Source organism: Ectobacillus polymachus (assembly GCF_048159605.1).
GTDB lineage: Bacteria > Bacillota > Bacilli > Bacillales > Bacillaceae_G > Ectobacillus > Ectobacillus polymachus.
This window is the reverse complement of sequence record NZ_JBLREB010000002.1, coordinates 382,504-406,986: the sequence shown is the minus strand read 5'-3', so window position 1 is coordinate 406,986 and position 24,483 is coordinate 382,504. Positions and strand designations below refer to the sequence as shown.

Genomic DNA, 24,483 nt, shown 5'->3' with positions numbered 1-24,483 from the left:
ATTCATGGCAATCTTAGTAACAGGCGGAGCAGGTTATATTGGCAGTCATACATGTGTAGAATTATTACATAATAATTATGATATTGTCGTTGTAGATAACTTATCTAATAGTTCGATAGAATCAATGAACCGAGTAAAAGAAATAACAGGTAAGTCCTTTCCGTTTTATGAAGAGGATCTCCTCAATCGTGATGCGATTGAGTCTATTTTTGCCAACCATTCGATTGAGGCTGTCATTCACTTTGCTGGCTTTAAAGCGGTTGGGGAATCGGTGATGATGCCTCTTTCCTATTATCACAACAATATTACTAGCACCTTAGTATTATGCGAGATTATGAGTAAGTATAATGTAAAGAATTTGGTCTTTAGTTCCTCCGCAACAGTGTACGGAGTGCCGGAAACCTCGCCAATTACGGAGGACTTTCCACTCTCTGCCACTAATCCTTACGGGCAGACAAAGCTGATGATTGAACAAATTCTGCGTGACCTAGCTGTGTCAGATACGAGCTGGAGCATTGCGCTGCTTCGCTATTTCAATCCGTTTGGCGCCCATGAAAGCGGACGTATCGGGGAGGATCCGAATGGTATTCCGAATAACCTCATGCCATATGTCACCCAAGTCGCTGTAGGCAAATTAGAGGAGCTTCGTGTCTTTGGCAACGACTATCCAACGAAGGATGGAACCGGTGTTAGAGATTATATCCATGTAGTCGATCTTGCAAACGGACATGTAAAGGCCCTTGCACACATCCTTCATACAACTGGGGTAGAGCCATTTAACCTTGGAACAGGCACTGGCTATAGCGTGCTGGAAATGGTACAAGCCTTCGAAAGAGTTTCCGGAAAAACAATTCCGTATCGTATTACAGAACGTAGACCTGGAGACGTTGCCATTTGTGTTGCTGACCCATCCAAAGCCAATTACGTGCTTGGCTGGAAGGCTACACGAACACTCGATGACATGTGTAAGGACTCATGGAACTGGCAATCGCAAAACAAAGATGGCTACAAACCATTGCAAGTTAACTAAATCTTCACAAAGGTTCAATTGAAACCTGTTCCATTTTTACTATAATATAGTTAAAGTGAAACTTCCCTCGGTGGGGGTTTTTCTTATCCCCCACCGAGGGTTAGCAAAGGCCAATACGGACTTTTACGGGCAGTTGTCCCCCACTTATCCTGCTCCGATTTCTCTAGGCCTTGAAGTGGGGGTCTTACTGCCCGTTAAAGCGGGATGAAACAAAATATTCCTCTTAATGGCAAACCTGCCCAAAGGCAGGGACGCAAAGCAACAGATCTAAGGCTACTAGCTAGGATGGCTGTGCTGCCGTATTTTCTATACAGTTTAGGAGAAAAATCGTACCGGAGGAGAATGGCTATGAAACGATTCGCTACAATCATCACACTAGTCGCTGCATTATGTATGCCAAATGCAGCAGCATTTGCTGCACCTAACAACCCATTACTAACATCAAAAAGCTTTACTATTTATTATGGCGATGCAACTGCAACTGCTATTCAAAAGCTCTCCCAATATAACACCGTTATCATTGAGCCATATGCTTTTACAAAAGAACAAATTAGCCAGCTTAAAAAATCTGGCACGAAGGTTCTTGGCTATGTAAGTGTAATGGAATTAGAATCTCAACATATTAATCAAGTTACTGATTCTGATTACTACTATTATAATGGTAGTAAAATGCAAATTCCGCAGTGGAATACATATATAATGGATATAACGAATCCTCATTACAGAAGCGTCGTATTAACGAAGGTAAAAGAACAAGTCGCGCAAAAAGGCATGGATGGCGTCTTCCTAGATACAGTTGGCGATATTGATGATTATTTCTATGACAAGCCAATTGATCAAGCAAACCTTCGCAATGGCTATACTGCGTTATTAAAAGATATAAAGGCAACAAATCCAAACTTACTCATTATGCAAAACTGGGGCTTCGACACAGTGAAAACAACCTCTCTCCCATATCTTGATGCCGTCTTATGGGAAGACTTTAATAGTAAGATAATCGCGAAAGATGAATGGAGCCAAAACTGGATCAGCTATTTCCAAAGTCAAAAGAACACATTACAAGTATTCACAGTCGCTCCTAACAGGGCATCAAGTAGCTATAGCCAATCCAAAGGCTTCGTTTCCATGGTAAATAAAAATGATGTGTATGATGTATTGAAATAGATGCTTTTTACGAACGAACCTCCGCCTAAGTAAGCGGAGGTTCAATTTTTTATTTCACTGTTTCACCTTCATGCTGAGCAATCCACTCCTCGGCTTTACCAGCCGGCAAGGACGGACTATAGTAAAAACCTTGCGCATTCTTATTTTCTATCTTACCTCTGTCTACAGATAGGAAACGATCCAATTTATTTCCTAGCTGAATAATGGATTCCAAAAACGTTGCGTCTGAGGATGGATACCAATTGCAAGTATAACTTTGACCCATTTTTAATAAACGAATATCCATTTCATTTATATGTACAAGCGAACAAAAATCATTTCCAAATTTCTCAAGCACAACAAGAACACCGAGTTGCTTCATTTCCGTTAAGAAGGCAAGGCTGTTCTTTTTATTTCTCATTAGGCCGTGCTCTGCTATCTCTAAAATAATTTGATTAGGAGGAACATGCAAATCCTGAAGCATGCTCTTTAGTTTCTCTGTAAATTTACTGCATTCCAGCAACTTCGATGATATACCCATAACAACCTTCATTTGTAAATGGTAAGCATCATTCCATACTTGTATTTGCAGATAAGCTTCGCGAAGCTCCCAAAGTGTAAGATCTACAATAAAGCCTTCCTCTTCGGCAATCGGGACGAACTCAATCCATGAAATCGGGCCATACTCTGGATGATTCCAATGCAGAAACACTTCCATACCGATAATGGTATCATCATCTGTACCTAACTGCGGCTGATACGCCAGGCTAATTTCTTGTCTTTCCAGTGCATGTGGTAATTCCTTCTCCAGTTTCGTCCTCCGCTTTACCTTATTACCTTGATCATAAAACCGGTAATCATTTCCTGATTTCGCTTTCACAATATACAAGGCTGAATCTGCATGACGAAGAAGCTCATCAGCCGTCATGCCATCTGATGGAAACATTGAAATTCCAATGGAAGCTGTAGAAACAACAGATTGATTTTGAAAAATAATGGGACCTTGAAAGGCAAGCAAAATCCGATTGGAAATAACGATCAATTCCTCTTCCTTTAAGTTAGAAAGAAGAAGCGCAAATTCATCTCCGCCAAGACGAGCTACAAAGTCCGTATCCCGCACGACCATCTTTAACCGATGGGCTACTTCCTTCAAAAACAGATCGCCGCATTCATGGGAAAAGGAATCATTAATCCATTTAAAATGGTCAAAATCCAAATAAAACAAAGCAAATGGCGTATTCTCTTGAATAAGTGATTTAATCCGATCCTCAAACGACCGGCGGTTCGCAATCCCCGTTAGGCTATCAATGAATGCCATATGTTTTAACTGATCCTCGTAATCCTTCTGCAGCTTCATATCTCGAATGACAACCGAAACCATCGTAACCGTATCCTCACAATCCCGAATCGGCGAAAGAGTAACATTTACCGGAGCCATTGCCCCATCTGCTTTTCTTATATGCGTATCAATCCCGCGCAAAACCGAACCGCCCGTAACCTTCTTGAACAAATCCTGCTTTTTCGCATCCGTTAAATCAAACCAAATAGAAGCATGACTCCCGCGCAGCTCTTCCTCTTGATGATGAATATACTTCGCAAAAGCCGGATTAACCTGCACAATCCTCTGACCTAAATCCATAATAAACATCGGATCCGCAGAATTGGTGAAGAAAGCCTCCAGCTTCTGCTCCGCCTCACGCTTTTCCGTCACATCATTCATCACATATTTCACAGCAGGCTTCCCTTGAAACAATATATCTCTCACAAACATCTCCACAATCGCACGCTTACCATTACTCTTATGTACTACTTCCTCTGAAAAACACCATGTTTTTATTCGAGCTGAGAAAGAGGATTGCTGATTGCCATCAAGCTCAAGAAAAGAAACAACACGCTTCCCAATCACATCAAAATAAGAAGAAACACCAAGAAGTCGCATACCAGCAGCATTCACATAACCAATCTTCCCATCCACCTCAATAAAAATCGGACTAGATGAATGCTCAATAAGCTGCCAATACCGATTATCCACTTTATTCATTTCAGGGCTCCAAGCATCATCCTGTTTCCGTCTCCAATTCCAAATAACAAAGACAAACGAACACAACACCGAAATCAATACAAGAAGATTCATCTCATCGTGAGTACGATACCACCAAACAAATTCAAACAATGAGGCGACACTCGAAAGCACCAAAATTGTTATATAAAAAAAACGTGACGTTTGATCATTTGAACGTTTATTACGCCGCAAGCTCATAGAACTCCATACCATAAGCAATAGCGAAAATAAAATGGGCTCTACTTTTCCCTCCATAATTTCATCATCCTAACCTAATATTTCCCTATCTTTAGTTTACTATATTTATAAATTACTTTAAATAATAGATAAGATAATTGACAGAATAAATCAAAAAAAGTGTTATTATTTTATTTTTTGGTTTCTGACGTTAATCTTTTGGGGTTCGCCGTTACGCCCCCGGTTTTCGCCGTTAACTTGTTCCGAGCGGCCTTTTTCTTCCTCTGTTCCCGCACTTTTGCCGTTACAACTTGGAATTTCGCCGTTAACCTGTTGAGTTTCGCCGTTAAACTCTCCGTTTTCACCGTTAACTTGTTCCGAGCGGCCCTTTTCTTCCTCTGTTCCCGCACTTTCACCGTTACAACTGGGAATTTCACCGTTAACCTGTTGAGTTTCGCCGTTAAACTCTCCGTTTTCGCCGTTAACTTTTTCCGAGAGACCTCTTTCTTCCTCTGTTCCTGCACTTTCACCGTTACAACTGGGAATTTCACCGTTAACCTAGTTCGTTTCGCCGTTAAACTCTCCGTTTTCGCCGTTAACTTGTTCCGAGCGGCCTTTTTCTTCCTCTGTTCCTGCACTTTTGCCGTTACAACTTGGAGTTTCGCCGTTAACCTGTTGAGTTTCGCCGTTAACTTGTTCCGAGCGGCCCTTTTCTTCCTCTGTTCCCGCACTTTCGCCGTTACAACTGGGAATTTCACCGTTAACCTAGTTCGTTTCGCCGTTAAACTCTCCGTTTTCGCCGTTAACTTATTCCCTAGCGCCTTTTTCTTCCTCTGTTCCCGTACTTTTGCCGTTACAACTTGGAATTTCGCCGTTAACCTGTTGAGTTTCGCCGTTAAACTCTCCGTTTTCGCCGTTAACTTGTTCCGAGCGGCCTTTTTCCTCCTCTGTTCCCGCACTTTCGCCGTTACAACTGGGAATTTCACCGTTAACCTAGTTCGTTTCGCCGTTAAACTCTCCGTTTTCGCCGTTAACGCATTTCGAGAGACCCCTTTCTTCCTCTGTTCCTGCACTTTCACCGTTACATCTTGGAAATTTGCCGTTAACCTGGGTAGTTTTGCCGTTAAAACCTCATTTTCCGCCGTTAAAACATTCCAGTGAGCACTCTTTCTTCCTCCGTACTCATACTTTCACCGTTATAGCTTCACCTGAAGCATCTCAAACTGGTAAATATAAATAATGTTTGATTATTCTGAAAACCATTGCGCCGGTTCACCCCTTTCGATATGATTTTCAAAAGGGTATTTTTATAACTAAAAAGAAAAGAAATTGAGGTTGCAACGAGCGTCCTTAAGGTTGTAACACAGGTACTAGATACGATTACAAATGATAGATATAAAGCGCCGGACACCTGTATGAAATAGGAACACTTCGCTAATGCGAGAAAAAATATGGGAGGAATACTATTTATGAAGGCGATTGTATATACAAAATACGGATCACCGGATGTTCTTGAATTCATGGAGGTAGAAAAGCCTCTTCCCAAGGACGATGAAGTCTTAATAAAAGTTAAAGCCTAATCCGTGAATTATGGTAATTTGGCTCTCGTGAAAGGAGAACCGTTCTTAGCCCGCCTATGGTCCGGGCTTCTAAAACCAAAGTACACAATACCCGGAGGTGACATAGCTGGCCTAGTTGAAGCGGTCGGTATAAATGTCAAGCAGTTTCAACCAGGCGATGAGGTATTTGGGGACCTTGCCGCTTGTGGATGGGGTGGTTTTGCTGAGTATGTATCTGTACCTGAACATGCATTGGCACGAAAACCAGCCAATATATCTTTCGAGGAAGCAGCTGCGGTACCAATGGCGGCAGTCACTGCCCTGCAGGGTCTTCGGGATAAAGGCAAGATTCAGTCTGGACAAAAAGTTTTGATTAATGGTGCCTCTGGTGGTGTGGGTACTTTTGCTGTACAGATTGCCAAATCCTTCGGGGCTGAAGTAACTTGTGTATGCAGTACAAGAAATGTAGACATTGTACGGTCGATTGGTGCAGACCATGTCATTGATTACATGAGGGAAGATTTCACTAAAAACAAGCAACGTTATGACCTGATTCTTGCTGCTAATGGATATCAACCGATTTCAGCTTATAAACGAGCATTACGTCCCAATGGAATTTATATCGCTACCGGAGGGTCAATGGCTCAAATTTCCCAAGCCATGCTCATGAGTCCTTGGATTTCAATGACAGGGAGTAAAAAAATGGGAAGCATTATACAAAGACCAAACCAAAAGGATCTGGTTTTTATGAAAGAACTTATTGAAGCTGGCAAAGTAAAACCGTTTATTGATAGACGTTATAAATTGAGTGAGGTCCCAGATGCTCTCAGATATTTTGCAGAAGGACACTCCCAAGGAAAAGTTGTCATCACTGTATGAAGAGTTCATTCACACTGGAGATGATGAAATGGAAGATGTGAAAATAAAGCTTTCGGCATTATGGACGGCACTAATGTTAACCTATCTTTTGGGGGATGTACTGCGAATTTATAGCGGAGACTTTAAACCTGGAGAAATTGGAGGCAGACAAATAACACAAGGGATGTATTTAGGAATCGCAATATTCATGTTGATTCCAATTGTAATGGTTTTCCTGTCCATCATATTGAATACTCCTGTGAATCGCTGGTTAAACATTATCATTGCTATTGTTCTTTTTGTTTTTAATCTAATGGGCTTACCTGGATACCCTTCTGCATATGACAAATTTTTGATCTTTGTAGGACTTGTGATTAATGTACTGACAGTCTGGTACGCATGGAAGTGGTACTAAACAATTATAATAGATTTTAAAAAGACCACATCCCTAGGATTTTAATTGGATGTGGTCCTTTTTCTCTCTAAAACTCGTATCACTCTACTCGTTAATTTAATCTGCTATCCACTTCAATATGTGGATTCATGCTTTTCAATAAAGATACAAATTTTTGTTTATCCTTAGGAGAAACAAGTGCCATTCCAAAATCAGAACCATACATGATTTCAAGCCTATCCATTGAAAGTGCAGGAGATGCTAACGGATTTTTTGTTTGTGTAATTTTTTTAATATCTTTTATTAAAATTCTCTTTTTTATAGGACCATAATAAATAATTAGTAGTTCGTTATTTATTTTGTATCCTGTTTTAAACCAACTCCATACTAATAGGATTGCAAAAGGTAGTGTGAAAAAAAGAGCTTCGTAGTCTCTTCCTATAACTAATGGAATTAAACAAACAATTACACATCCCCAATAAATAGGATATACCCATACATCTTTTTTTGATGGAAAATACACTCAAATCCCCTCCCGTCATCTATCTTTTGTATACTAAATCTATACTAACTTCCATAAGGAGGATACGCCATGAATTTCCAAGCATTGCGTGAATATTGTCTACAACAAAAGGGGACAATTGAGGATTTCCCATTTGGGCCGCAGCCGCATGTGATGAAGGTGGCGAATAAGATGTTTGCTCTTCTGTCTAACGAAGATGAAGTTCCTACGATTAGCTTGAAATGTGATCCGGTTCGAAGTGACGTTCTTCGTGATACGTATCCAGCAGTGAAGCCGGGTTACCATTTAAATAAGAAGCATTGGAATACGGTTATCATCGATGGCAGTATCCCGGATGAGGAAATTATGAGTTATATCGATCATTCTTATGAGCTCGTGTTTAAGGGACTTCGGAAAAGTGAACGGGAACAAATCCAGTGAAGGAGGATACACACTGGTATTGCTAAATTTTTAGAAAAAAATCTACTATTTTCGTATGTAGATTTTTTTCTAAAATTTACTACTTAGTTTCTTTTATAGCTTGCCCTGAAAAATGCTCGAATTTCGCTAATTGTCAAACCTATTTGTTTTGCCTCCAGAATCAAGTCTAACCATTCCTCATCGATTTCCGTTATTTGCTTATTTACCAAGATTCTTTTTATTTTAAACTTCATGACTTACCTTCCCCCACTTACAGATAAATTTCACGTTCTTCTTCCTGATTACCATAAAAGCAATTTTATCTCTATCATACTAGTAATTATAAAGACCCTTCTGAGCAAAAACTGAACATGGCTATGTAGAGGAGGAATATAAAGTGAAATTTCCCTCGGTGGGGACTTTTTCTAGCAGAATAAAAATCTCCCACATTCCTTTTCGATGTGGGAGAACGGCGAAAATAAAATTACAGCATTTACCAAAGTTTAAAAATAGTGTACTATTGATTACAATTGGAGATATAATTCAACAAAATATAACATTATTCCCGTATTTTCCAAAACCAACTTATTTCAACATGTACGATTCTTGCCTTATACTTTCACATTTCATGTTCCCTTCCTCCGAATGAACATGAAACCAATGAAAGTGAGCGATAAAATAGACATGGTTTAAAACGCTTTCATTATTTTTATAAGCTTCAATAAAATAACGAACGGAGAAAAAGGTGATTGTATGTCAATTGGCTACCATATAAAAAAAATACGGCTAGAAAAAGGGCTTTCTCTAACGGAAGTAGCAAGCCGTACTGGCATTGCAAAATCATACTTAAGTACGATAGAACGAGATTTGAAGTCAAATCCTTCGATACAGATATTAGAGAAAATTGCTATCGTACTTCAAGTGGATATCCATACATTACTAAATCAAGACAAAGAGGAAGCAAAAGAACCAATTGACACGGAATGGTTAGAGTTAATAAAAGAAGCAACAGAATTAGAAATAAGTAAAGAAGAATTTAAGCAGTTCATGGAGTTTACAAAATGGAAACGGAATAACCAGCAGTAATTTAACCCTGCTGCTCGTCTTTCGGGATCATCGAGCTGTTCTCTTTCCTTGCAGTAGCTTGGCTAAAGAATGTTTGAATCTCTTGAATGGTAATCCCCATATTTTTTGCTTCTAGTATTAGGTTTACCCACTCTTCGTCTAGATCACATATTCGTACGTCCTTCACCTTTCTACCTCCATCTTTTCCGTATAGGGGTTTATCATGAACGAATTGTAAATTATAGGTATAATTTAACATAAATTTCATATTACGTGAAGAAAAACTCTACTTTAATACAGAGAAGCAAGCCCGCGATAGTTTATGCAATCTTCTTCTATAGATTTTTGCGTATTCTGCTAGCAATTCGCCTCGTGTACATGGATGACCAAGGCTGAATGAAATAGATTCTTTAGATGGTAGAATCATGCGCTGCAGTGTAGTAAATCCGTGAGAAGCTTGGTCAAAATCAATACTTACACTATAGAGCATGACCATATAATGCCATGGTGTCATTTCTTTCATCTCTGCTCGTCTGATCGCTTGGTAACTCCACCACTTTGTATGCGTTTTCCGAAATGGATATGGCAGGATTTCCTCTAACTGAGGAAATTGCGTATAGACAGTCGATAACGTATTTTTCATTCGCTTGACGGTTTTATGAGCCGCTGCCATTTGAAACAGCTCTTTATAATTAAGGCTTTCATGCATGGTATACATCAATTGCATAATATCGATAAAATATTTCATTGATGTAAAGCTATGTTTCCAACCGTGCAGACAAATCATATAAAAAGTATGCAAGTCTGAGAATTCTTTTACATACGAATAAGATTGATAAGGCGCAGCATCCTTCCAAAAGTCTGCAATTTCTAGTTTGGATGTATCCCTTCGTAATATGTCGACATGCAGTTCAACGGGAACTGAAAATGGAGAGCCAGGTAGTATTTTACTAAATCCGTAGTCATAGCTAAACATATCCCTTGAGTCTTCCGTTGTAAAACTCAGCTCCTTCACACAAGCAATGGCTTGCTCAACCTGAGCTGGCTTTATAAGCAAATCAATATCTGACGTCCATCTTGCCCCAAAATAGCCAAAGTATTTTTCCGCAAAGGTAACTCCCTTCATTGGAATAACCTCAATCTTCATTTCTTCCATTTTATTTAAAATCTGTTCCAGTTGATTTTTAATAAACATACTTTGATACAAGGCCTCTTCATACTTTCTCTTAAGCCGCTCCCTAAAAAAAGCCGGTGTTTGGGAAAGTCGATCTTGTTCCTTTAAGAGCCAGTACACCTGCGAAGAAACGGCAAAATGCTCAATATCTTCGATGACCTGTTCATAAAACTCCACTTCAGTAGGCAGCGTTCGATTTGGATCATAGATAGATTGTAGCAAAGTAATAATCATAGTTTCTCCTTTCCTACGAAACGACGATTCGGTTTAATTTTCGATAGAGTCCCTTTCGCCGCATAAGTTCTTGGTGATTCCCCATCTGTACAATTTTTCCTTGCTCTAATACGACAATTACATCAGCATGTTGAATGGTAGAAAGCCGGTGCGCAATGATAAGTGTGGTCCTGTTTTGCATAACGTTCTGAAGTGTAACCTGTACGTCATACTCCGTTTCACTATCAAGTGCAGACGTAGCTTCATCCAAAAGCAGAATCGGCGCGTCCTTTAAAATTGCACGTGCAATCGCAATTCGTTGCTTTTGTCCGCCTGAGAGCTTCATTCCTCTTTCCCCAATTTCGGTATCATAACCGTTCGGAAGCGACTGAATAAATTCATGAATTTGCGCATTCCTTGCAGCTGTAATCATCTCTTCTTCAGTAATTTGAGGCTTAGCTAGCATTAAATTATCTCGAATCGTCCCAGCAAACAAATACGTTTCCTGCGGCACGTAGGAAATACAGCTTCTCAGTTCAGAAGGAGAAAGCTCATGGATTGGGACATCATTTAGTAAAATTCCCCCTGCTTGCGGCTTATAGAAGCCCTGCAGCAAATGGAACAAGGTTGACTTCCCTGCCCCGCTGGAACCAACGATCGCAACCACTTTCCCTGCCGGAATATTCAGATGAAACTGTTCAAAAATATTACGGGTTCCATCGTAACTAAACGTAATGTTTTGAAACGATATAGACTGGTGCTTGTTAGTCGGCGGGATATAGGCTGGTAAACTCGTAGATTCAATGCTCTGATCGAGTACATTTGCAATTCGTTCTACTGCAGAAACGGACCGTTGAAATCCTCCCCATTGGCCCGCAAGACCTGTAACCGGATAAATCAAATGATCGATTAAACTAATAAAGGTTAAGAGCATCCCAACGGTTATCGCCTGATTTGCTACGAAATAAGCGCCGAGACAAAGACTGCCAAGAAAGGTTACCATGCTTACGGTCCTGCTCCCTGCACGAAACCAGCCGCGCAGCTGGGCGTTCTTTAATTCCAAATCGTATAGCTCTTGATTATGTCTGTCATAAAAACGATACATCATGCGTTCCATCAGAAAGGATCGAATAATCGGAAGACCGAGAAACGTTTCACTTAGCAAGCTGCTCGTCTTTCCAATTACTTCATAGATTCTTCTCGTATTCCTGCGAAGTACGGGGCCAAAACCAACACCCGCCAAGGCGGCAATTGGAATGATAAAAAAGGATAAAAGAGATAATTGCAAGTTTATACGAATTAAATAACCAAATATACAAATATAAATAAGAGGAAGCTTTATAAAATTTATCAAACTGCTTCCAATGACACCATTTATACTATTTATATCATTGGTAAAATGGGTCAAGTACTCACCTGAATGGACATTTGCTACCTTATGAGCGGGTAATAGACAAATGTGTTTAAACAATTGTGCCTTCAAATCTCGTTTGACAGCTTGTACCGAAACAGCTTCCAGATAGGTATTCCCAATAGTAGACAGTATACTAACAGCAATGAGCATCGCTCCGATAGGGATCAGTGTCTTGACTCGTTCTATATCTCCCTGCACCGCAGCGTCCGTTATAGCACCAAAAAACCAAGCAAATGCAATAGTTAGGCCAATATTTATAAACAACAAGAACAATAGGCCTATATATACCGCTTTGTGTTTTAAAATATAGGGCAGCAATAACGCATAGGTTCTCTTTATATCCTGAATGGAAGCCCTTCGTTTCTCGCTGACTCGTCCTGTTTTCTTTCCTATCATAATCGCACTCCTAACCATTCGATTATGCTTTTACTAGCCTAATATATTTCCTCAACAATCTAGACATAACGGGAACATACACAATCTGGTTCCAGATCGGTATCATGCGGCTGTTCATATCTATTATTATTCTCTTTTTCTGTATCGTTACCAATTCCCCTATAATTTGTTCCTTATCAATTGGCTCATCAAACCTGATATTCGTATCGCCCTTAAACAAATATTGCACCTTGTCTTGATGAGTAATCGTTTGATAGAAACGATGGGCAATGAGCTGCCCAGATGCAGTATAGAAAAGGGCGATATCTCCCTTTTTCAAATTCTCAGTATTACAAGAGACAAATCTGCAAATATCTCCTTGTTTAATCAAAGGAAACATGCTATATCCAGTAGCAGGAAGCTCTACCGCACCTATCTTTTCCATCCTTTTGACGATTGCATAGGATGCGACGCAGCTAACCTGCATATTGAACCAATCCATATTTCATTAAATCATCTAGAAACAACTTAATGTCTTGTTCATCCTGCTCATAGCCGTACTCATTTTGCATTAAGTGCGCAAGAGAAGCTGCTGATTGCGCCTCACTGAGTAATAACCAATAGAGGCCGCCTATTTCATTTAACTTCGTAACCGTATAAGCTTCGCTGTTTAAAATGATCCACTCTTTCTCAAATTGAACGGCATCAAACTGTTGCTTACGAACATAGCTCGTCATGACGTTATCAACTCCCAAAATGTATGATTCTTTTGAAAATGCAGCTCGAATACTGGCGTAATTCGAACCAATTGCTTAAGCAATGCAAAAATCCGATTCAATTCTTCCGCATCACACGTCCAATAAAACACCTTATCCAATAATTGAAGAAGGCTATCTACTTGGCTTATTCGCAGACGACTATTCTCAAGATCCTGTACAAGTAATTGAATGCTTGCAAGCAGTTTGCTTTCTGAAGAATGAGTTGCTTCAAGCTCACTCCGAAAGGGAGAATTAAATACAGTAACCTCATCCCCATCAATTTTCACAATAGATGCTTCATCAGAAAGAAGAACCCGGGGAGATGAGAGCTTGGCCGCCGTAGACTTTCCAGCACCAGACCTTCCTGCAAATATATGGGCTTGTCCATCTTCTATCACACAAGAAGAGTGAATCAGCAAACCCCACTCGTTATATACAATAAATGAACTATACAAATTCATTAATGCATGTTTGAGAGCAAATCCATTGTGGACACGCACCCATGCCGTTGTAAACACATCATCTACTTCAATACAATAATCTGCTCTTAGGTAACAGATGCTGTTTTCTTCCTTCGTAATCTCTACATCATGATTAATAAATGGAACGCCATAACCATCTTCCATATCGATGACCATATGAGGGTTTTGTGTATCGACAACGATATGAAAATTTTCCTCAAATAGATTCATAATACGAATAGAAGAACTGTTAATCTGAAAAATATGCTCCCCGATTTGTATATATCTTTTCACTTAGACATCCTCCCTGCGGCCAAAACGATAAAGTGAAATGTTCCAAAAGTAGAGTTATCCCCTGCTTGTGGGCTAGTCTCATACTTCTCATTCATAGCGGGATAGAAGAGGGATCAACGGACAAGTCCATTGATCCGCTACCTTAAAAAGAAAATCCTCCGCCGATTTTACCATGTCCGTGATTCCCGCCATTACCGCCCTGATTATTATTATTTTCGCCCTGATCATCACCATTACCATTATGATGCCCATCATCGCCATGATGTCCGCCACTCTGAGAGGTTTCAAAACGAACCGGTTGATGACTAAGTACCATTGGCCGAAGCACCTTTTCCAATTCTTCTTTCATCATATACACCTCCTTTCGACTTCGTTCTATCCTCATTTCACCTATTTTGTTCTTTATTGGAAACTAATCTCATTATATGTTCTCTATATAGAACATTCAAGGAAAATAACTCCCATTATTTAAAATATTTAGAAAATTATTACTGGAAAGGAATCGCTCCCTTTTCGTGTGACAAAAGGAAGTCCTTACATAGAAACAAAATGGTTTCATCGTAAGGACCCTCTCCTAATTACTATTTTCTCTTTCTTATCTTCCTCAAAAAATAATACTCCGTTAACACCCCCATAGAGTCAATCACTACATCATACAGACGCCCATCTCGGCCAAAAAACAGCTGCAGCACTTCCGACCCTACCGCGAAGCTAATTGTAATAGCAATTGACTTTTTGTAGCTTCCTAACAGGTTATACAGCAGCAAATTCATGATGGCAAAGCCGATGAAATGCCCTGACTTAACGAGAAACCAATAAGAATGAATTTCCGTAATATCCACCATATTAAAAAATGACATATAATTCGGCGATGAATTCCAATGAAAATCAAGACTTCTAAGGGTCAGAAGCGAGTCAAGATTCTCTGCAAATATATTCATACAAAGGAACAAGCCCCATACTATGACAAGTACGAGCTGCCCTTGTTTTTTCTTACTTTGATGTCGATACGTTTCTGTTCGTTTTGGAATCAAATCCACTTTACCCCTCCTCCAGTATCATCCATTATAATGCGGAAGCAAAAACAAATGCTAGCTTTACATATTTATAATATGACAACACTGGATGAAAAAATGAAAACAACATACATATGCTACAATAGAATTTACATTTCTAAAAAGGATGGAATATACAATTATGCTTACAATCACGAAAGTTATGACACGTACAAACTGGGAAGCTTTTAAAATGCAGAAGGAATGGAAGGAACCATCTTTACTTGAGGAAGGATTTATACATTGTTCGTTTCTAAATCAGTCTATTCAGGTAGCGAATAAACACTTTACAAATGAATCTGATCTAGTGTTGTTAATTCTTGATCCTGCACTCGTACAGGCGGAAATTAAGTATGAGATAGCAACTAACGGACAAGAGTATCCTCATATTTATGGACCCTTGCATGTTGATTCTGTAACAGAAGTGGTCCCATTTACAAAACTTGCAGATGGAGCTTTTGCGCTTCCAGATGAATTGAAGTAATAAAAATATATGCGATGACGAAAAAAATCGTATCCCCTCGACATTCGTCTGAGATACGATTTTTTTGTTGTAAATTTTTTCCTTTTTATTTTGCTTTTTATGTTAAAATTATACAAAACAGGCCGATTTTTGATATAAATAATAGTTCGCTTACTTGAGGAGAATCAATAGTTTTATATTTATAGAAGGGAGAGAGCCATATGATTTCTAAATTTCTTGCTATAGTATTTAGCATCCTTTTAATAGGCGAAATATACTTAGGGTTCTTAGCTGGTATGAATTCTTCAAAGAAGGTTCCTATGACAAGCAGGACTTTACTATACCTAACCTTCTTAGAAATCTCTGGAACTATTGCCTTCTTGGTTTTTAAATAAACTGCACGAAAATATAAAATCCCATCCCCTAGACATACGTCTTGGAGGTAGGATTTTTTTGTTGGTTATTTTGTGTTAAAATTATACAAAACAGGGTATTTTGAGATAAAGAAAAATCTGAATCAATAGCTCAATACCAAAACCTGTATTGATGAATAAAATAATACCAAAAATCGTACGAGCATTATCTTCTGCGATTGTAAATAGGTGGAGAAACTATAATGAATTCAGTTATATTATCGATTCTAGGCTTCATTATTTTAATAGAAAATAACTATCATTTTAGTAATTTCATCACTTTTATAAATATAGAAAGTGTAATGATAGCCTCCGTTTTAATCGTTGCTTTTTTTACGATCAACTCTTTTTTTATATACCCTATTTTACATGTTTTTATTTATAAAATAACCCGAAAGAGTTTCAGTTCTTTAAATACGATACTTTTTATCGCCTTTCGATTAATGATCGATACAACAGGGGTATATTTCCTGCTAAACAATCATTCGAAAGTAACGCTAATCAGCTTGCTTATTCCTTTAGTAATTTCTATATTCTCTTTACTTATTGATTATCTTTTTAATGATGTGAATCCATTTCATAATTATCAGTCTTGAGTTTTTTTACTATCTGAATTGTTTGACAATTTAATAACAATGTAGTATATTACTAAGTATATTTAAATACGTTGAAAAGGAATAGTAAGATTTTTGAAACGTTCAGAGAGCTGTTGGTTGGTGTGAAACAGTCGTAAAGAAAATCCGAACTCGCCTTGAAGTAGCTCGCTGAAATGGAGAAAGAGTAAGTGGAGACGGAGCCTAACCGTTACAATAGGAGGATATAAGGTTTTTCAAAACCCGTATCTGCATGAGTGCATACCGTTTTTGGTATGAATTAGAGTGGTACCGCGAAGATAACAAAAGTCTTTCGTCTCTATCTAGCATAGAGATGAAGGGCTTTTTTTGTGCTCCAAGATCTACTATGCAGAAGAAATTACTATCTGTGAAAGGGTGATTGGTAAATATGAAACATGTTGAAAAGTATGCGAGAGGTTATTTTATGCCTCCTGTTCAAAGCAAAAAATGGGCTGAGAAGGAGTATATTACAGAGGCTCCTGTATGGTGCAGTGTGGATTTACGCGATGGAAATCAGGCTTTGGTCGTTCCCATGAGTTTAGAGGAAAAGCTAGAATATTTTCAACTGCTTTTGAAATTAGGTTTTAAGGAAATTGAAGTTGGGTTTCCTGCTGCATCGGAAACAGAATATGCTTTTTTGCGCACATTGATTGAACAAGATTTAATCCCGGATGACGTAACCATTCAAGTACTGACGCAATCAAGAGAGCATATTATCCAAAAAACGTTTGAATCGTTGCAAGGTGTGAACAAGGCGATTGTACATTTGTACAATTCAACCTCTGTCGCCCAGCGTGAGCAAGTATTCAAGAAATCCAAGGAAGAGATTGCTGACATTGCTGTAACTGGTGCAAAGCTGCTGAAAAAATATGCAGCGGAAACCGAAGGAAACTTTATCTTTCAGTATTCCCCAGAAAGCTTTACAGGTACAGAAGTAGAGTTTGCACTTGATGTTTGCAACCGGGTGCTGGATGTATGGCAGCCGTCAGCAGAGAACAAAGTCATCATCAACCTCCCTGCTACTGTGTCCATGTCTATGCCTCATGTTTACGCTAGCCAAATTGAATATATCAGCGATCATCTACACTACAGAGACAATGTCATTTTATCACTCCATCCACATAATGACAGAGGAACCGGTGTTGCAGATAGCGAGCTGGGAATGCTTGCCGGAGGGCAAAGAGTCGAAGGAACACTGTTTGGAAATGGAGAAAGAACAGGAAACGTCGACATTGTAACGCTTGCCCTAAATATGTTTTCGCACGGGGTAAATCCAAAGCTCAACTTTGAAAATATCCCTGCAATCATTCCTATATATGAACGACTAACGAGAATGAAGGTCCATGCAAGACATCCATATGGCGGAGAACTCGTCTTTACCGCATTTTCGGGCTCACACCAAGATGCCATCGCCAAAGGAATGAAATGGCGCGAGGAAAAAGAATGTCAGTACTGGACAGTGCCTTATCTGTTAATTGATCCGAAAGATATTGGCAGAGAGTATGAAGGAGATATTATTCGCATTAATAGCCAGTCTGGTAAAGGCGGGATTGGTTACATTCTGGAGCAGAAATATAGCCTTGACCTCCCTAAAGTAATGCGGGAAAACTTCGGATATCGTGTGAAACAAGTATCGGACCGTTTACACAAAGAGCTTATGCCGGATGAAATATACGACATATTCGTAGAGGAATATGTGAATATCAAGAGTCCGATCGAGTTTATCACGTATAGAATTACGCCAGATGATGACTTCCATACCGTCGTAACCATACGAACAAATGAAGGAATTCATGAATTCGAAGGTACCGGAAACGGAAGACTTGATGCCATCAGCAACAGCATTCAAAATAATCTAGGTGTCACGTATACAAATTTGGTTTATAAACAACATGCACTCGAAACAGGATCGGAATCACAGGCAGTATCTTTCATCGGCATCACCGCTGCAGACGGTACGGTGTATTGGGGCTGCGGAATAGACGTAGATATCATGACCAGTTCGGTAAAAGCGCTATTTAGTGCTGTTAATAAAATGATCATGGAAGGAAGCAACGTGCCAGAAATGCACTCACAGAAATAGGATATACGAATGAACAAAAAGAAAGAGCGTGTTTTGATTAATTCAAAACACGCTCTTATGTTGTATTTACCAAACAGGTCGTAACCTCAATGATTTATCTTCATTTGCTTCATAAACTAATTTTGTTAAATCCTCTTTAAGCATTTGCATTCGTTCCACACCTATGTTTTCAATCCAGCGCTGTTCGATTTCAGCTATTATCTCCTCTTTTGCCTGCATCACTAACCGGCCACGTTCAGTCAGAACAATAACTTTCCCTCTCTTATCAGTAGGATGAGTTTGGCGTGTTACATAACCACTTTTCTCAAGATAATCCACCATTTTACTTACAGCTTGCTTTGTAATTCCTAATTGTTCAGCTAATTCTATACCTGTTGCTCCATTAGGAGTCATACGTTTAAACATAAAACCATGTGCAGGTCTAATATCTCCAAATCCTAGCTCACTTAATCTGTCATGTAGTTCATAAATCAATGTACTATAGGATAATGACAAAAGTGATGTAAGATCTAATTCTTGATGATTCATGCATAAAACCTCCTAGAATGAAGTCAATTAAGTTGACTATATCCAAAACTTATTGTACTATACGGAATGTAGTCAATCAAATTGACTACCGTTTTTATCAGAGAATAAGATTCAAAAAACAAAAGAAACTATGGGGGTTAGAACCCTTTTTAGTAAATATAAAAGTGAGTAATTGGAGGAAAAGAACATGACAACCGTTTTATTTGTAAAGGCAAACAACCGTCCAGCAGAACAAGCAGTTAGTGTGAAATTATATGATGCTTTTTTAGCAAGCTACAAAGAATCACATCCAAATGATACTGTGGTAGAGCTTGATTTATACAAGGAAGAATTACCATATCTCGGAGTAGATATGATTAACGGCACATTTAAGGCTGATAGAGGATTAGATTTAACAGCAGAAGAAGCAAAAGCGGTAGCGGTTGCTGATAAATATTTAAATCAATTCCTTGCAGCAGATAAAGTTGTATTTGGTTTTCCGTTATGGAACTTAACAATCCCAGCTGTATTACACACATATATGGATTACTTAAACCGTGCGGGGAAAACATTCAAATATACGGCAGAAGGTCCAGTAGGTCTTATTGGAGATAAGAAAATTGCATTATTAAACGCAAGTGGCGGTGTATATTCTAAAGGACCAAAAGCTGAAATGGAAATGGCTATTAAATATGTAGCAAATATGATGGGCTTCTTCGGTGCAAAAGATATAGAGAAAGTAGTAATTGAAGGTCACAACGAATTCCCAGATAAAGCAGAAGAAATTATTGCCGAAGGTCTTGAAAAAGCTGTTAAAGTAGCAAGTACATTTTAATTAACAACACACCTCCATATGGCAGTACCGACACTTTCATAGCGCTGGTACTGCTTTTTTATTTGCTCAACTTATGAAACGATAGAAAGAAGGATGATCGTACAATGGAACGGTTATGGACCAAAAGCTATATCATGCTGACCATTACAGCATTATTACTATTTAGTGGTTTTTATTTACTAATGCCAACACTGCCTATTTTCATTAAACAATTAGGAGGAAGTGAATCGCAGGTTGGATTTATTATAGGTGTGTTTACCATATCGGCAGTCATTTTTCGTCCTATTGTTGGAGGATTAATGGATCGATATGGTCGATGGGTATTTATCATAAGCGGACTACTATTTTTTGCAATTACCATGTATTTTTATGATTGGGTAACAGGGGTTATATTTTTAGTGGTATTACGTATCCTCCATGGAGTTAGCTGGGCAATTGGTACAACTTCGATAGGAACGGCCGTAACTGATGTGATTCCACCATCTCGTCGCGGCGAAGGAATGGGATGGTATGGACTTGCCATGACTCTAGGTATGGCTTTAGGACCAATAGTAGGTATTTGGGTAGTAAAATCATTTTCATTTCATTATCTATTTCTTCTATGCACAGCATTAGCACTGCTTGCATTCATACTTGCACTTACTACAAAAATACCAGCAATTCAAAGTACAGCAAAAAAACCAATTTCATTTTTTGAAAAAGCACTTTTACCAGCCGCTATTGTTACATTTTTCCTAACGATTACGTTTGGTGGCATTACAACGTTTTTACCATTGTTTGCTGCAAACATTCAAGTTAATGCTGGTACTTTTTTCTTAGTGTATGCTATCACACTTACAGTAATCAGACCGCTTGCAGGGAAGATATCTGATACACGTGGAGAAGGATTCATTATTGTCCCTGCGCTTTTTACACTGATCATCGCACTATTCGTCCTAGCAATGACAAAAGGGCTTGTTGGACTCATTATTACAGCTATTTTGTACGGAATTGGATTTGGATCAGCACAACCTGCGCTTCAAATAGCAATGCTACGATTAGCTCCACCAGAGAAAAGAGGAGTAGCGAACGCTATATTTTTAACTGCTTTTGATTTAGGGATTGGTTTAGGATCTATTATTCTAGGATTTGTTTCACAGCTCATGGGATATCAAATGCTATTTATGGTTTGTGCTGCATCTGGGTTTATTAGTCTATTAATCTTTGTTTTGTTTGTGAAGAAGACATTGAAATAATTTAAAAAACCCGACTCCCTGTCCACTATAGAATATAGAGAACAGGGAGCTGGGATTTAATGTTTAGAAGCTGCTTGTAACATAGCTTCCCATTCAGATAGGATTAAATTCCCGAACAGCTGTTAGGAAAGACTCCTTCTCTTCAACAAAAGGAAAATGATTGCTGTTTTCAAAAATTACTAATTTAGAATCCGGAATCAATTTATGCATTTCCTTTGAGAAATAAATAGGACATTGAACATCATATTGACCGCCAAGAATAAGAGTAGGAAAATTAATATATTTTAATTTATCTCGAACATCATAGGTTTTAAGATCTTTGTTATACGCTCTCATTCTTTTTCTAATAATCTTACTCAAGGAGCGATCACTAAAATACTCATTGTACCTTTCAGGTTGAAAGAGAGACAATTCTATCAACTTCTTACTAGCTAACCCTTTTTTTGTTTTCGAAGCAAACGGTAACATTAAAGTAAAGAATATCCTAGATACCTCCTTGCGATGTTTACCAGTTTTAAAGTTATATATACAATCCTCTGCATGTAAAAACTCCTTAGATGCCGAAGTATCGCATAATAGTAGCGAATCCAATACCTGTGGTTTACTGACAGCATATGTTAACCCTAAAAAGCCGCCTGTAGAATGTCCAGCAAAAGACCATTTTGTGTATCCTAATTCAGTTCGTATACTTTCGAGGTCCTTAACAGTCTCGTCCATTGTCAGTTCATTTGAGTAACGGGGCTTTGATGAATTTCCAGCCATCTTCAAGTTGACTAAGATGACTTTGTAAAAGGGGGATAGACAATCTGCAAATGCCGAACCACTAATGGAGAATTCTTGGTATAGGTGTGTGATACACAGGGGTTTGCCATTCCCGCTAATAAAAATTTCAAAGGAACCTCTATCTGTATGAATGACTTTTTGTTCATAATTTGCCAAATGCATTCCCCCCTCACAATTTATGTACATCATCATTTCTATAAGACTTCTTCAACCTTTAATATAAGTCTATTAAAAGATTAGTCTCCATTGATTTTCAATTTCCTATCTAATTATCTCATATTAAGTTCCTCAAAAGAGGGATTTTTGTAAAATAAAGTAATTCTAAGCAACAAAAAAGTTGTTAAGAAATCCTTAACAACTTTTTTGTCGTGATCAGTCTAGTGTCCTCTATGCTTTTGTTTAGCTTTTTGTTTTTTGATTTCTAGCTTTCTTTTTTTAAAAGCATCGTCACGATGTTTTTTCGCTATTTTTCCTTCTACCTTACGTTGTTCGATAGCCTCTTTCATCGCCTCTTGTGCCTTTGTTGAAATTCCCTTTTGACTCATTTCCTTGGCTACCTGCCGTTGCAGACGCTTCGGATTCATTCTTTTCTTTTGCTTTTTTTCATCCTGAATCCCCATCTGCTTACTGCTTTCTATAATGGAAGGCAGCCGATACTTTACGAAATCCAATACCTCGGCATCATTCGGCTCCATGCCAAATACGTAACGGTAAACTTTTAGTCTACCGCTTTCTTGCATTTCAATTACGCCAACCCAAAACTGACCATCATGAAAAATCGTCAAAATCATGACGATTCCCTCCTCTGAATTTTAGAATCTCAGAATGATGGACATCCCGAGGAGGGGAAGGTTACTGACACCAATGTTTCACATCGATGCATCCGGACTACCAACCGGATCGTGTTTTCTCATTCCTTGTTATTATATGGTAACAGCGATATACAGAAATTGTCTATTTTATCGGTAATATCTTCCTTTTAGTATCCTGTATCGAAAAAGGTGTAGTTTCTCCTCGAATGAGCACGTTCAGAGGCAGAAAATGCGGACTCCGATTACTTTATCGACTAAAATAGATGGTTTATCAACGAAAATTACAACTTTATCGACGAAAACGGAATGGTTATCGACGATTTTTCCCATTTTATCGACGAAAATGGAATGGTTATCGACTTTTCGTATTTTATCGACAAAAACCGTCACTCGACGAATGACGGTTTAGAGAAAAAAAGAAGCCCCAGGGACAGATACTTGAAGAAAATTCCAGGCGGTTATTCATTAGGATGTAGAAATGAATTAGTATGTAAACAATTGTTTAAGGAGGGCTATTAATATTTCACAATCTTTCTAGTGAGATAAGAAGAAAGGCACCCTTTACTTTAATAAAAAATTATTTCTGAACTGAACTACAATGACCTGACACGATTGTTAATTTATCTTCATTCATTTGCCAAACCTGTGAATAATACATTTCATCTTCAATTGGCTCTATACCAAATATCCCTTTTAAAGCTCGTGTTACAGTTACAGCAGAATTTTCTAATAGAATCACTTTTTGGTCTAAAATTTTGATATCAGTAAAATTCAATACTCCAGAACGATGTGCTTCAATATCGGCTTCCTTCGTTAATATTTGTCCCAAAGGTTATCATTAATCAGATTATTAAGACTATTAACATCCCCATTTAGCATCGCTTCTCGAAGTCGTTCTTCATAATCAAGAATTAAACTTTCTTCCATTTTTTGTTCACCTATCATGGTTTCTATTTTGCATTCACATCGGGTTGATGAATTCCGAATATATTACCTTCTGTATCATTATAGTATCCTTGCCACGCCATTCCAGGCAGGGCATATTTCGGCATTGCGACCTTCCCGCCATTTTCAATAATTTTAGCTTCCGTTACATCGTAATCCTCCACTCCCATTGTACATACAAATGCATTTAAACTCTGATTTGTTACTGGGGAAGCACTTTGGCGTTGCATTAAAGCTCCATTGATTCCAGGCTCATTTTCATTTCCAGTCACTGCACCAAAGTAAGGCATTCCCGCATAATCACTCCAATCTTGAAATGACCATCCGAATACCTCTCCATAAAACTTCTTTGCCCGTTCCATGTCATCCACATGAATTTCGAAATGAACTAATCTTCCCATGATTTCCTCCTATTATGTTTCGTGTGTTTTATTATGAATACCTATTTTTCATTATAATGGATATGGAAATAAATTCAATTTTTATAAAAATATATTATTTTTAGACGAAAAAATCGGTCTCTTAAGAAATACATAAATATTCCCTAATAAAGCTTCACTATCTTTCTGTTGTACAAATCAATCTAAAGAAAATTGGAGGGGAATTTTATGAAAGAATAGTTTGTAACAAATATGGTTCACCTGGTGTACTTGAATTAAAAGAGATAGAAAAGCCTTTTGATAAAAATTCATACAGCATCCTTGAACTTTGGTAACTTGGTTCTTTTGAAAGGCAAACCGTTCTTAGCTCGCTTTGCTTTCGGACTACTGAGACCAAAATACTCCATCCCAGGAGGTACATAGCTGGTATAGTTGAAGCGTTCCCTCTTTTCATGGTCA

28 protein-coding genes, 2 pseudogenes, 1 riboswitch and 1 other annotated feature are annotated in these 24,483 nt (G+C 38.4%); of the genes and pseudogenes, 13 read left to right on the top strand and 17 right to left on the bottom strand.

Annotation, left to right across the window (positions count from 1 at the left end; all coding sequences use genetic code 11):
• The first annotated feature begins 4 nt into the window (after positions 1 to 4).
• Positions 5 to 1,030: a UDP-glucose 4-epimerase GalE gene (gene galE, locus ACM5BR_RS12625; protein WP_416828314.1), complete on the top strand. Its 1,026-nt coding sequence runs from the start codon at positions 5 to 7 to the stop codon at positions 1,028 to 1,030.
• Positions 1,031 to 1,248: 218 nt separating this feature from the next.
• Positions 1,249 to 1,332: riboswitch (cyclic di-GMP riboswitch) on the top strand.
• Positions 1,333 to 1,372: 40 nt separating this feature from the next.
• The gene (locus ACM5BR_RS12620; RefSeq protein WP_416828313.1) at positions 1,373 to 2,194 is read left to right on the top strand and encodes an endo alpha-1,4 polygalactosaminidase; all 822 of its coding nucleotides are present in this window, start codon (positions 1,373 to 1,375) and stop codon (positions 2,192 to 2,194) included.
• A gap of 49 nt (positions 2,195 to 2,243) precedes the next feature.
• On the opposite strand, the gene ACM5BR_RS12615 is transcribed toward ACM5BR_RS12620, so the two are convergent.
• Both ACM5BR_RS12615 and ACM5BR_RS12610 read right to left on the bottom strand, forming a co-directional pair.
• Positions 2,244 to 4,490 (bottom strand): diguanylate cyclase domain-containing protein, encoded by a 2,247-nt coding sequence (locus tag ACM5BR_RS12615; protein ID WP_416828311.1) that lies wholly within the window; start codon positions 4,488 to 4,490, stop codon positions 2,244 to 2,246.
• Positions 4,491 to 4,603: 113 nt separating this feature from the next.
• Entirely contained in the window at positions 4,604 to 5,491 is an 888-nt protein-coding gene (locus ACM5BR_RS12610; protein ID WP_416828309.1) for a hypothetical protein, read from the bottom strand.
• Between the two features lie 504 nt (positions 5,492 to 5,995).
• Between ACM5BR_RS12610 and ACM5BR_RS12605 the strand changes: the two genes are divergently transcribed.
• Together ACM5BR_RS12605 and ACM5BR_RS12600 are read left to right on the top strand one after the other, a co-directional pair.
• Entirely contained in the window at positions 5,996 to 6,850 is an 855-nt protein-coding gene (locus tag ACM5BR_RS12605) for an NAD(P)-dependent alcohol dehydrogenase (protein ID WP_416828307.1), read from the top strand.
• A gap of 28 nt (positions 6,851 to 6,878) precedes the next feature.
• On the top strand, positions 6,879 to 7,244 hold the full coding sequence (locus tag ACM5BR_RS12600; protein ID WP_416828305.1) for a DUF6326 family protein: 366 nt from the start codon (positions 6,879 to 6,881) through the stop codon (positions 7,242 to 7,244).
• 91 nt (positions 7,245 to 7,335) lie between these two features.
• On the opposite strand, the gene ACM5BR_RS12595 is transcribed toward ACM5BR_RS12600, so the two are convergent.
• Positions 7,336 to 7,746 (bottom strand): PH domain-containing protein, encoded by a 411-nt coding sequence (locus tag ACM5BR_RS12595; protein WP_416828303.1) that lies wholly within the window; start codon positions 7,744 to 7,746, stop codon positions 7,336 to 7,338.
• A gap of 69 nt (positions 7,747 to 7,815) precedes the next feature.
• On the opposite strand from ACM5BR_RS12595, the gene ACM5BR_RS12590 reads away from it, so the two are divergent.
• Positions 7,816 to 8,166, top strand: coding sequence for an MmcQ/YjbR family DNA-binding protein (locus ACM5BR_RS12590; protein ID WP_416828302.1), 351 nt, complete (start codon positions 7,816 to 7,818; stop codon positions 8,164 to 8,166).
• Positions 8,167 to 8,249: 83 nt separating this feature from the next.
• Here ACM5BR_RS12590 and ACM5BR_RS12585 read toward each other — a convergent pair whose 3' ends face one another.
• Entirely contained in the window at positions 8,250 to 8,399 is a 150-nt protein-coding gene (locus ACM5BR_RS12585) for an anti-repressor SinI family protein (RefSeq protein ID WP_416828301.1), read from the bottom strand.
• A 499-nt stretch (positions 8,400 to 8,898) separates the two neighbouring features.
• On the opposite strand from ACM5BR_RS12585, the gene ACM5BR_RS12580 reads away from it, so the two are divergent.
• On the top strand, positions 8,899 to 9,231 hold the full coding sequence (locus tag ACM5BR_RS12580; RefSeq protein WP_416828300.1) for a helix-turn-helix domain-containing protein: 333 nt from the start codon (positions 8,899 to 8,901) through the stop codon (positions 9,229 to 9,231).
• Between the two features lies 1 nt (position 9,232).
• On the opposite strand, the gene ACM5BR_RS12575 is transcribed toward ACM5BR_RS12580, so the two are convergent.
• The 8 genes from ACM5BR_RS12575 to ACM5BR_RS12540 all read right to left on the bottom strand — a co-directional run bounded on the left by ACM5BR_RS12575 (position 9,233) and on the right by ACM5BR_RS12540 (position 14,939).
• Positions 9,233 to 9,397 carry an anti-repressor SinI family protein gene (locus ACM5BR_RS12575; protein WP_416828299.1) on the bottom strand — a complete coding sequence of 55 codons (165 nt, stop codon included), beginning with the start codon at positions 9,395 to 9,397 and terminating at the stop codon, positions 9,233 to 9,235.
• Positions 9,398 to 9,496: 99 nt separating this feature from the next.
• Positions 9,497 to 10,618: a nucleotidyltransferase family protein gene (locus tag ACM5BR_RS12570; RefSeq protein ID WP_416828298.1), complete on the bottom strand. Its 1,122-nt coding sequence runs from the start codon at positions 10,616 to 10,618 to the stop codon at positions 9,497 to 9,499.
• A gap of 13 nt (positions 10,619 to 10,631) precedes the next feature.
• Positions 10,632 to 12,407 carry an ABC transporter ATP-binding protein gene (locus tag ACM5BR_RS12565; RefSeq protein WP_416828297.1) on the bottom strand — a complete coding sequence of 592 codons (1,776 nt, stop codon included), beginning with the start codon at positions 12,405 to 12,407 and terminating at the stop codon, positions 10,632 to 10,634.
• A 22-nt stretch (positions 12,408 to 12,429) separates the two neighbouring features.
• Positions 12,430 to 12,888 carry a signal peptidase I gene (locus tag ACM5BR_RS12560; RefSeq protein ID WP_416828296.1) on the bottom strand — a complete coding sequence of 153 codons (459 nt, stop codon included), beginning with the start codon at positions 12,886 to 12,888 and terminating at the stop codon, positions 12,430 to 12,432.
• On the bottom strand, positions 12,863 to 13,123 hold the full coding sequence (locus ACM5BR_RS12555; protein ID WP_416828294.1) for a PqqD family protein: 261 nt from the start codon (positions 13,121 to 13,123) through the stop codon (positions 12,863 to 12,865). The genes ACM5BR_RS12560 and ACM5BR_RS12555 overlap by 26 nt, the downstream gene beginning before the upstream one ends.
• Positions 13,120 to 13,899 carry a hypothetical protein gene (locus ACM5BR_RS12550; RefSeq protein WP_416828293.1) on the bottom strand — a complete coding sequence of 260 codons (780 nt, stop codon included), beginning with the start codon at positions 13,897 to 13,899 and terminating at the stop codon, positions 13,120 to 13,122. The genes ACM5BR_RS12555 and ACM5BR_RS12550 overlap by 4 nt, the downstream gene beginning before the upstream one ends.
• A 142-nt stretch (positions 13,900 to 14,041) precedes the next feature.
• Entirely contained in the window at positions 14,042 to 14,248 is a 207-nt protein-coding gene (locus ACM5BR_RS12545) for a hypothetical protein (RefSeq protein WP_416828292.1), read from the bottom strand.
• 232 nt (positions 14,249 to 14,480) lie between these two features.
• Positions 14,481 to 14,939: a VanZ family protein gene (locus ACM5BR_RS12540; RefSeq protein ID WP_416828291.1), complete on the bottom strand. Its 459-nt coding sequence runs from the start codon at positions 14,937 to 14,939 to the stop codon at positions 14,481 to 14,483.
• Between the two features lie 157 nt (positions 14,940 to 15,096).
• Between ACM5BR_RS12540 and ACM5BR_RS12535 the strand changes: the two genes are divergently transcribed.
• The 3 genes from ACM5BR_RS12535 (at position 15,097) to ACM5BR_RS12525 (ending at position 18,527) form a co-directional block, all read left to right on the top strand.
• A complete protein-coding gene (locus tag ACM5BR_RS12535) occupies positions 15,097 to 15,438 on the top strand; it encodes a DUF952 domain-containing protein (RefSeq protein ID WP_416828289.1) in 342 nt (113 codons plus the stop codon).
• A 595-nt stretch (positions 15,439 to 16,033) separates the two neighbouring features.
• Entirely contained in the window at positions 16,034 to 16,426 is a 393-nt protein-coding gene (locus ACM5BR_RS12530) for a hypothetical protein (protein WP_416828287.1), read from the top strand.
• Positions 16,427 to 16,488: 62 nt separating this feature from the next.
• Positions 16,489 to 16,747, top strand: a binding site (T-box leader).
• 85 nt (positions 16,748 to 16,832) lie between these two features.
• Positions 16,833 to 18,527, top strand: a complete 1,695-nt coding sequence (locus tag ACM5BR_RS12525) for a 2-isopropylmalate synthase (protein ID WP_416828286.1) — start codon at positions 16,833 to 16,835, stop codon at positions 18,525 to 18,527.
• A 66-nt stretch (positions 18,528 to 18,593) separates the two neighbouring features.
• Here ACM5BR_RS12525 and ACM5BR_RS12520 read toward each other — a convergent pair whose 3' ends face one another.
• Complete coding sequence (locus ACM5BR_RS12520; RefSeq protein ID WP_416828284.1) at positions 18,594 to 19,055, bottom strand: MarR family winged helix-turn-helix transcriptional regulator; 462 nt, start codon at positions 19,053 to 19,055, stop codon at positions 18,594 to 18,596.
• Positions 19,056 to 19,242: 187 nt separating this feature from the next.
• Between ACM5BR_RS12520 and ACM5BR_RS12515 the strand changes: the two genes are divergently transcribed.
• A complete protein-coding gene (locus ACM5BR_RS12515) occupies positions 19,243 to 19,869 on the top strand; it encodes an FMN-dependent NADH-azoreductase (RefSeq protein ID WP_416828282.1) in 627 nt (208 codons plus the stop codon).
• Between the two features lie 101 nt (positions 19,870 to 19,970).
• Positions 19,971 to 21,104: pseudogene (locus ACM5BR_RS12510) on the top strand (MFS transporter); the annotation flags it as partial.
• Between the two features lie 93 nt (positions 21,105 to 21,197).
• Here ACM5BR_RS12510 and ACM5BR_RS12505 read toward each other — a convergent pair.
• Both ACM5BR_RS12505 and ACM5BR_RS12500 read right to left on the bottom strand, forming a co-directional pair.
• Complete coding sequence (locus tag ACM5BR_RS12505) at positions 21,198 to 22,043, bottom strand: alpha/beta fold hydrolase (protein ID WP_416828281.1); 846 nt, start codon at positions 22,041 to 22,043, stop codon at positions 21,198 to 21,200.
• Between the two features lie 221 nt (positions 22,044 to 22,264).
• Positions 22,265 to 22,678, bottom strand: coding sequence for a YjdF family protein (locus tag ACM5BR_RS12500; protein ID WP_416828280.1), 414 nt, complete (start codon positions 22,676 to 22,678; stop codon positions 22,265 to 22,267).
• Between the two features lie 250 nt (positions 22,679 to 22,928).
• Here ACM5BR_RS12500 and ACM5BR_RS12495 point away from each other — a divergent pair, with 250 nt between their 5' ends.
• A complete protein-coding gene (locus ACM5BR_RS12495; protein WP_416828278.1) occupies positions 22,929 to 23,108 on the top strand; it encodes a hypothetical protein in 180 nt (59 codons plus the stop codon).
• 168 nt (positions 23,109 to 23,276) lie between these two features.
• Here the strand turns inward: ACM5BR_RS12495 and ACM5BR_RS12490 are convergent, their stop codons facing one another.
• Positions 23,277 to 23,528, bottom strand: a complete 252-nt coding sequence (locus ACM5BR_RS12490; RefSeq protein ID WP_416828277.1) for a nuclear transport factor 2 family protein — start codon at positions 23,526 to 23,528, stop codon at positions 23,277 to 23,279.
• Positions 23,529 to 23,649: 121 nt separating this feature from the next.
• Positions 23,650 to 24,045, bottom strand: a complete 396-nt coding sequence (locus tag ACM5BR_RS12485) for a VOC family protein (RefSeq protein WP_416828276.1) — start codon at positions 24,043 to 24,045, stop codon at positions 23,650 to 23,652.
• Positions 24,046 to 24,236: 191 nt separating this feature from the next.
• On the opposite strand from ACM5BR_RS12485, the pseudogene ACM5BR_RS12480 reads away from it, so the two are divergent.
• Positions 24,237 to 24,464 (top strand): annotated as a pseudogene (locus tag ACM5BR_RS12480) (NAD(P)-dependent alcohol dehydrogenase); the annotation flags it as partial.
• Positions 24,465 to 24,483 lie beyond the last annotated feature (19 nt).